This window comes from Streptomyces sp. NPDC059900 (genome assembly GCF_050270335.1).
Lineage (GTDB): Bacteria > Actinomycetota > Actinomycetes > Streptomycetales > Streptomycetaceae > Streptomyces.
The window spans coordinates 1-6,082 of the sequence record NZ_JBNNJZ010000498.1; the positions used below are offsets into that span (position 1 = coordinate 1).

General features: G+C 73.3%; 2 protein-coding genes and 1 pseudogene. 1 reads left to right on the plus strand and 2 read right to left on the minus strand.

Annotated elements, in window-relative coordinates:
• Nucleotides 1-279: 279 nt before the first annotated feature.
• A pseudogene (locus ACQKIP_RS37235) lies at nucleotides 280-996 on the plus strand (glycosyltransferase 87 family protein); the annotation flags it as partial.
• 271 nt (nucleotides 997-1,267) lie between these two features.
• Here the strand turns inward: ACQKIP_RS37235 and ACQKIP_RS37240 are convergent.
• Both ACQKIP_RS37240 and ACQKIP_RS37245 read right to left on the minus strand, forming a co-directional pair.
• On the minus strand, nucleotides 1,268-2,911 hold the full coding sequence (locus ACQKIP_RS37240; RefSeq protein WP_365860334.1) for a DNA repair helicase XPB: 1,644 nt from the start codon (nucleotides 2,909-2,911) through the stop codon (nucleotides 1,268-1,270).
• A 135-nt stretch (nucleotides 2,912-3,046) separates the two neighbouring features.
• A complete protein-coding gene (locus tag ACQKIP_RS37245; RefSeq protein ID WP_365860335.1) occupies nucleotides 3,047-5,614 on the minus strand; it encodes a helicase C-terminal domain-containing protein in 2,568 nt (855 codons plus the stop codon).
• Nucleotides 5,615-6,082 lie beyond the last annotated feature (468 nt).

Consider the following 6,082-nt stretch of genomic DNA (forward strand, 5'->3'; position numbering starts at 1 on the left):
CCCCCCCGGGGGGGGGGGGGGGGGGGCGCGCCCCGCGCTTTGGGTCGTGCCGAACAGGCTCTCCCGCCCACCCGCCCGTTTGTCCCGCGTCATGGGTCGTGCCGGACGGGCTCTCCCGTCCGCCCGCCCGTTTACCCCGCAGCTTTGGAGATCCACTAGGGTCACGCCGTGGAGGAACTGAGAGTAAGTGCGACGTCACGGCGTGTGAGAGGTTCTGCTCTCCTGCTGCTGGTTTCTCTCGGCGCGCTGGCCGCGCTCTGCCTCGCCCAGCGCATCCCCATGGCCGACACCCTCGTCTACCGGGCCGAAGGTGCCGCCGTGGTCGACGGGCGGGATCTCTACGGGTTCACCGTGACGGCGTGGGAGCTTCCGGCCACGTATCCGCCGTTCGCCGCCATCCTCTTCGTACCGACCACCTGGCTGCCCCTGCCCGTACTCAAGCTCGCCTTCATCGCGGGGAACCTCGTCCTCCTCGCGGTGCTCGTCCACCTCTCCTGCCGCCTCGCCCGCATCCCCACCCGCCTCGCGCCCCTCCTCGCGGGGACCGCCCTCGCCCTGTGGCTGGAGCCCGTCTTCCAGACGATCGTCTTCGGGCAGATCAACCTCGCCCTCGCCTGCCTCGTCCTCTGGGACCTGACCAGGCCCCCCGGCGCCGTCGGCAAGGGCTTCGCGATCGGGGTCGCCGCCGGGATCAAGCTCACTCCGGCGATCTTCATCGCGTATCTGTTCCTCACCGGGCGCGTACGCGAAGGGGTGACCGCCACGGTCTCCCTCGCCGGGACCGTCGCGCTCGGCGTGCTCGCACTGCCCGCGGCCAGCGTCGACTTCTGGACCCGCCGGATCTTCGAGACGGGCCGCGTGGGCAAGGCCTGGATCGTCGACAACCAGTCGCTTCAGGGCCTGGTCGCGAGGGTCACGCACGACCCGCATCCGGGGCTCGTGTGGGTCGTACCCGCGGCCCTCGTCGCCGCGGCCGGGCTATGGCTCGCGAGCCGTACCGCGAGCGAGCCGCGTGGCGTTCTGCTCACGGCGGCCATCGCCCTCCTGGTGTCACCCATCAGCTGGTCCCACCACTGGATCTGGTGCGTACCGCTCCTGACCCTGCTCATCGCCGAAGGCCGCCCCCGCCTGACCGCGGCGGTGGCGGCCCTCTTCACGGCCCGCACCCTGTGGCTGGTCCCGCACCAGGGCGACCTGGACCTGCGGCTGCCCGTCTGGCAGCAGCCGCTGGCCTCGCCCTACCCGCTCCTCGCCCTGGCCCTGCTGCTCAGCTGCCGGCGAGCAGTTCGTCCGCGTCCACGATCCGGTACGCGTATCCCTGCTCAGCAAGGAACCGCTGCCGATGCGCCGCGAAGTCCTGATCGATGGTGTCCCGGGCCACGACGGAGTAGAAGCGGGCCTCATGACCGTCGGCCTTCGGACGCAGCACACGACCCAGCCGCTGTGCCTCCTCCTGCCGGGAGCCGAACGTCCCGGACACCTGAATGGCGACCGTAGCCTCGGGCAGGTCGATCGAGAAGTTCGCGACCTTCGAGACGACGAGGACGGAGATCTCGCCCTCGCGGAACGCGTCGAACAGCTTCTCGCGCTGCGCGTTCGTCGTCTCGCCCTTGATGACCGGCGCGTCCAGATGCTCGCCCAGCTCGTCCAGCTGGTCGATGTACTGGCCGATGACCAGGGTCTGCTCGCCCGCGTGCTTCTTGACGAGCGCTTCCGTCACCTTGCGCTTCGTGGCCGTCGTGGCGCAGAAGCGGTACTTCTCCTCCGCCTCGGCCGTCGCGTACGCGAGCCGCTCCGAGTCCGTCAGGTTGACCCGCACCTCGACGCAGTCCGCGGGCGCGATGTAGCCCTGCGCCTCGATCTCCTTCCACGGAGCGTCGAACCGCTTGGGGCCGATGAGGGAGAAGACGTCGGACTCCCGGCCGTCCTCCCGCACCAGCGTGGCCGTCAGGCCCAGGCGGCGGCGGGCCTGGAGGTCGGCGGTGAACTTGAAGACGGGGGCGGGCAGCAGGTGCACCTCGTCGTAGATGACCAGGCCCCAGTCGCGGGAGTCGAAGAGCTCCAGGTGCGGGTAGACGCCCTTCCGCTTCGTCGTCAGGACCTGGTACGTGGCGATGGTGACCGGGCGGATCTCCTTGCGGGTCCCGCTGTACTCGCCGATCTCGTCCTCGGTCAGCGAGGTCCGCTTGATCAGCTCGTGCTTCCACTGCCGTGCCGAGACCGTGTTGGTCACCAGGATCAGCGTCGTCGCCTTGGCCTCGGCCATGGCACCGGCTCCGACCAGCGTCTTTCCGGCGCCGCAGGGCAGCACGACCACACCGCTGCCGCCGTGCCAGAACCCCTCGACCGCCTGCTTCTGATACGGCCGCAGGCTCCAGCCGTCCTCCGCGAGGTCGATGCGGTGCGCCTCGCCGTCGACGTACCCGGCGAGGTCCTCGGCGGGCCAGCCCAGCTTCAGGAGCGTCTGCTTGACCTGGCCGCGCTCGGACGGGTGGACGACGACGGTGTCCGCGTCGACCCGCTCGCCGACGAGCGGCTGCACCTTCTTGGACCGCAGGATCTCTTCCAGGACCGGCCGGTCATTGGTGGTCAGGACGAGGCCGTGGGTGGGGTGCTTGGAGAGCGTGAGCCGGCCGTAGCGCGCCATCGTCTCGGCGATGTCCACGAGCAGGGCGTGCGGCACGGGATAGCGGGAGTACTCCACAAGCGCGTCCACGACCTGCTCGGCGTCGTGCCCCGCCGCACGGGCGTTCCACAGGCCCAGCGGCGTCACGCGGTAGGTGTGGATGTGCTCGGGGGCACGCTCCAGTTCCGCGAAGGGTGCGATGACACGACGGCAGGCCTCCGCCTGCTCGTGGTCGACCTCGAGCAGGAGAGTCTTGTCCGACTGGACGATCAGGGGACCATTCACGCGCGCACCCTTTCGGTAAGCCAAACGTCCAGTGTGCCGCATGGCGCGTGTATACGGCCCTGGCTGCGTCCTGGCTCACGTTCCCGGGGGCGGCCCGCCGGGGTGGGGCCGCCGGAGCGGGTCCTGCGGGGCGGCTCAGTCGTCGGCGAGCTCCGCGACTCCCGTGACGCGGTGCAGGGGGTACGTCCTGACCTCGTCCGCCGTGTGGTCGTACGCCGTCACGAAGCCGCCCTCCACCCGGATCGGGGCGATCACGCGCTGGCTCGCCGAGCCCTCGGCGTTCACATAGCCGATCCACACCGCCTCGTTGGTCAGGACCGCGGCCTGCATCGTGGCCAGGGTCTCCGCCGCCGTCGTACGGGGCAGCGCGCCGCCCGACTCCGGGGTCGCCCTGCGCGGGGCGGTCGATGCCAGGTCGCCCGCGCGGATGGCGCGTACCGCCGCGCCGGTCAGCGTGGCGTCGGCCAGCGGCGGGCCGTCGTGGACCGGCTCGGGCGCGGTGCGGGGCGGGGTGCGGTGGGCGTGCGCCCGGGTGATCAGTACGTCGCCCTCGGCGCTCTCCGCGGCGGGCGCGAAGCCCATCTGGCGCAGGCCTTCGAGCAGCGCCCCGGGGTCGGCCTGGGCGGCGAGCACGGTGGGCGCGAGGCGGCGCAGGCGCAGGCCCTGCGAGCGCTTGTCGGCGAGGATCTCGTTCAGGAGGGCCTCGTCGTCGCAGCGCACATACGCGGACGCGGCGCCGATGCGCAGGTGGCCGTGCTTACGGGCGACGTCGTCGATCAAGTACGCCAGGGGCTGCGGGACCGGCGTACGGGAGTGTGCGGCGAGGAAGGCGTGCAGGTCGGACGCGGACTTGCCCGCGTCGAGCGCCCGCCGCACGGAGCCGGGCGTGAACCGGTACACCGTCGCCCCGCCCTTGGACTCCACGTCGGCGAGCACCGAGAGCGTCTCGGCCAGCGGCCGCTCCAGCGGGCCGGGGGCCACGGCGGTGAGGTCGGCCTGGAGCAGTACGTGGTCGAGGGGGTCGGGCAGCAGCGGGGCGAGGAGTCTGGCGGCGCGGGCTCCGTACGCGGCCAGTTCGGCGGGGGACGCGGGCGCGGGGTCGGCCGCCGGGCCCGTGCCGTCCCCCTCGCTCTCGGAGCCGAGCAGTGCCCGGCCGTGTGCGGAGAGCGCGCCGCGGCCCGTGATGCCGAGCAACTCCGCTTCGTTCAGGGTCCATTGGGCGATGCGGGCGCGCAGTTCCATGGGGGCGGCGCTGGTTGCCGGGGCGCCTGCCGGGTTGCCGGACGGGGTGCCGGGAGGTGTGCTGCCGCCGGCCGCGCCGCGTGGCGGGCGCTCCCACCGCAGGCGGGCGATCAGCGACTCGGGGGTCGGGCTCGCGCCGTCCGGCAGCGTGGTGAGGAGCGTGAGCACGCGGTGCCGGATCTCCGGCGCCGACGAGCGGTCCAGGTGCGGGCCAAGCGCCGACAGGGTGCGGTCCTTGCCGTCACGGCCGCCGATCAGGCCCGCCGTGCGGGTCGCCGTCAGCCAGGCCGTGGCGAGGACCGACCAGCGCTCGGCGGCGGGCAGCTCCTGCCAGTCGTCGTACGCGGGGGTCGCCGCGTACCGCTCGTCCGCCTCGCCGTCCGACGCCACGAGGCCCGCCGCGTAGGCCAGTTCCACCCAGAAGGCGGCCACCGGCTCCGGTACGTCCAGGGCGACCGCCGTGCGCTTCAGGTCGCGCACGCTGAGGCCGCCCGCGCGGAGCACGGCGGGGCCGCCCTCGTCCCAGTCCTTGAGGAGTTCCTCGACGGTGTCGAGCGCCATGTACGCCTGGCTGGCCGCCGCGGCGTCCACAGCCTGTGGACGGTGTTCGCGCAGCGTGCCGACGGCGGGGGGCGCCGGTTCGAGCTGCCGGTGGGCGCGGCCCGCGCGCAGGTGGAGGGCCGCTTCCCGCGGGAGCACGACCGTGCCGGGCGCGGTCGGGAGCAGGAGGCCGCGGTCCAGGAGCCAGCGCAGGTGGCGTGCCGGGTCGGCGGTCACCTGGCCGTAGGGCGGGCCCCACACGAGCCGCGACAGGACCTCGACGGACTCGGCGGGGGCCTCGTCGAGGAGCGCGGACATCCGGGTGCGGTCCGTGAAGAGCGCGGTGAGCGAGCGGACCGCGGAGACCGCGTCGTGGGTGGAGGGGAGCCCGGCCGCCGTCACGATGTCCTGCATACGGTTCGGCGACATGCCCGCGGTGGCCTCGGCGACGGTGGGGCCCAGGCCCGTGGGGGAGGGGTACTGGGGGGCGGGGGCGAGGAGTTCGCGGGCGGTGCGGACCAGGCGCAGGCGGTCGTCGGGGCCCCAGACGATGGCCTGCTCGCGGAGGGTGGCGAGGGCGCGGGCCAGCGCCGCGGTGGCGGCGCCGCTCATCTCTCCTGCCTCGCCTTGGTCTCCGGCCACGAGGGAGTGCAGCTCTTCGTACGTGGCGGGTTCGGGGGCTACGGCCAGTGCCTCGGCGACCTGCTGGGCGAACCGGTCGAGCCGCTCCAGGGCGCGGACCACCGAGGCGCGGGTGGCGGCGCGGGTGGCCAGCTGGGTGAGGTCGTTCGGAACCGGCGTGAGCAGATCCGGGCGGGCGCGGAGGAGCGCGCCGAGGGACGCGTCGTCACGGCACCGCAGCGCCTCGGCGAGGGACCGGGGGGTGTCCGCTGGGCGCTGGGGCTGCTCGTCGGTGCTCATCACGCTCACGGTAGCGGGTTGGGGTACGGGGCCGGGGGTTCCTGACGGCGGTCCTGGTGCGGCGCGGGGTCTGTTGCGGTGCGGGTGGGGGTGCGGGGGTGTGGGGGCGGGGGCACGCCGGTTTGTCGTCTTGCGTCTCGATGCGGGTGCGTCGGGGTGTGGTGCGGCCTCGCTTTGTGCGGGGGGTGCGGGGGCCGTGTCCGTATCCCTTGTGTCTTGTTGCCGGGTGCGGGCCGTCGTGCGTGCCGCGGTGTCGGTTCGTGTGTGGGTGCGGGGCCGCGTCGGTATGTCCGTCCTCGCTATCGGGTGGGCGCCGTCTTGTTGCTTCGGGGCCGGAGTGTTGCGAACCGTGCTCCGGGCGGAAATACCGACACGTCCCCTCGCGCGCGTCGCCGACCGCGGGTGCGTGGGGCCGGGCTCCCCTCCCGCCCCGCAGCTCTACCCGCCCGCCCCATTCCTGACGGAAGC